The sequence below is a fragment of the Streptomyces sp. NRRL B-24572 genome (assembly GCF_002156145.1).
GTDB lineage: Bacteria > Actinomycetota > Actinomycetes > Streptomycetales > Streptomycetaceae > Streptomyces > Streptomyces vietnamensis.
On record NZ_MWIG01000612.1, the window covers coordinates 1 to 1,985 of the forward strand.

Sequence of the window (1,985 nt, forward strand, 5' to 3'; positions counted from 1 at the left end):
CAGATCCACCGAACGCGGCAACACCACCGCCACCAGACGCTCGGGACCCGCACCCCGCTCCACCAGCCACCGCGCCAGACGGTTCGCCCGACCGTTCAACTCCCGATAGGACACCGCCTCCTCACCGAAGACCAGAGCGGTCGCCTCCGGCGTCCGCACCACCTGCGCCTCGAACAGCTCGGGGAGCGTCGCGCCGGGCAGCTCGCGGGCGGTGTCGTTCCAGTCGCCCAGGATCCGGTCCCGCTCCTCGGCGGCAAGCACGTCGACGCGGTGCAGGGGCCGGTCGGGAGTACGGGCGAGGACGTCCAGCAGCAGGACGAAGCGCTCGGCGAGGGCCTCTGCCGTGTCCCGGTCGAAGAGGTCGGTGCTGTAGTTCAGCGCACCGGCCAGGCCCTCCGGGGCGCCGGCCGGGCCGTACCGCTCCTCGACGGTGAAGGAGAGGTCGAACCGGGCCGTACGGGTCTCGGCGGCGAGGGCCGTGACGGTGAGGCCCGGGATCCGGGCGGCGGCCGCACGGGCCTGCCGCTGGTCGTTGTTGTTCCAGGTCAGCAGGGTCTGGAACAGGGGGTGCCGGGCCATCACGCGGGGCGGGTTGAGCACCTCGACCAGCCGCTCGAACGGCACGTCCTGGTGCTCGTAGGCCGCCAGGTCGGTGTCGCGGACGCGGGCGACCAGCTCGCGGAAGGTGGGGTCCCCGGACAGGTCGGTGCGCAGCACGAGGGTGTTCACGAAGAACCCGACCAGGTCTTCGAGCGCCTCGTCCGTGCGGCCCGCGATCGGCGTGCCCAGGGGCACGTCGGTGGCGCCGCTGAGCTTGGACAGGAGGGTGGCGAGGGCGGCCTGCACCACCATGAAGAGGCTGGCGCGGCCCTCCTCCGCGAGCGACGCGAGCCCTGCGTGGACGGCGGCGGGCACCTCGAAGGGCAGGGTGTCGCCCCGGTAGGTGGCGGCGGCCGGGCGGGGCCGGTCGGTCGGGAGCCCCAGCTCCTCGGGCAGGCCGGCGAGGCTCTCCCGCCAGTGCGCCAACTGCTGGGAGATCAGACTCTCCGGGTCGTCCTCGTCACCGAGGACGTCCTGCTGCCAGACGGTGAAGTCCGAGTACTGGACCGGCAGTTCCTCCCACTCCGGGGCGCTGCCCGCCTGGCGGGCGGAGTAGGCGGAGAGCAGGTCGCGGACGAGCACCGGGGTCGACCAGCCGTCACTGGCGACGTGGTGGGCGAGCAGCAGGAGGACGTGCTCGTCGGGGCCGGTCTCGAAGAGGGTGCAGCGCAGCGGGGTCTCGGCGAGCAGGTCGAACTCGTGGCGGGCCGCCTCCTCCAGGGCCCCGTCGAGACCGGCCTCGTCGGTGCGGGCGACGAGGAGGGCGGGCCGGGCGTCCTCGGGCGCGAGGACGACCTGGCGCGGCCCGTCCGCTCCCTCGCCGAGGACGGTGCGGAGCGTCTCGTGGCGTTCGACGACGTCGGCGAGGGCAGCCCGCAGCGCGTCCCGGTCCAGGGTGCCGGTCAGCCGCAGGGCGGTGGGGATGTTGTAGATGGCGCTGGGGCCCTCCAGCTGGTTGAGGAACCAGAGGCGGCGCTGCGCGAAGGACAGCGTGGTCACGAGTTCTCCTTGTTCCTGGGCTGGCGGCGCAGCGCCGGGCGGGTCTTGGCGGCCTTCTTCTCTTCGAGGCTCTCGGCGAGGGCGGCCACCGTGGGCCGCTCGAAGAAGGCGCGGATGCTCATTTCCTTGCCGAGGGCCGCGCGGACGCGTCCGGCGAGGCGGGTGGCGAGGAGGGAGTGGCCGCCGAGGCCGAAGAAGTCGTCGTCGACGGTGACGCGTTCGACGCCGAGGACCTCGGCGAAGAGGCCGCAGAGGACCTCTTCCTGCGGAGTACGGGGATCACGGCCCGCGCTCCCCGTGCCGTACTCGGGGGCGGGCAGGGCGGCCCGGTCCAGCTTGCCGTTGGGGGTGAGCGGCAGCGCGTCGAGGGTGACGAACGCCGACGG

General features: G+C 73.5%; 2 protein-coding genes. Both read right to left on the minus strand.

The features are described from left to right. The coding region (locus tag CCN56_RS31590; protein WP_143664679.1) for a condensation domain-containing protein at positions 1 to 1,599 on the minus strand (1,599 nt) is incomplete at its 3' end. Further along, positions 1,596 to 1,985 (minus strand): phosphopantetheine-binding protein (locus tag CCN56_RS31595; protein ID WP_143664680.1); only part of this gene is annotated, 390 nt, incomplete at its 5' end. The genes CCN56_RS31590 and CCN56_RS31595, both read right to left, overlap by 4 nt.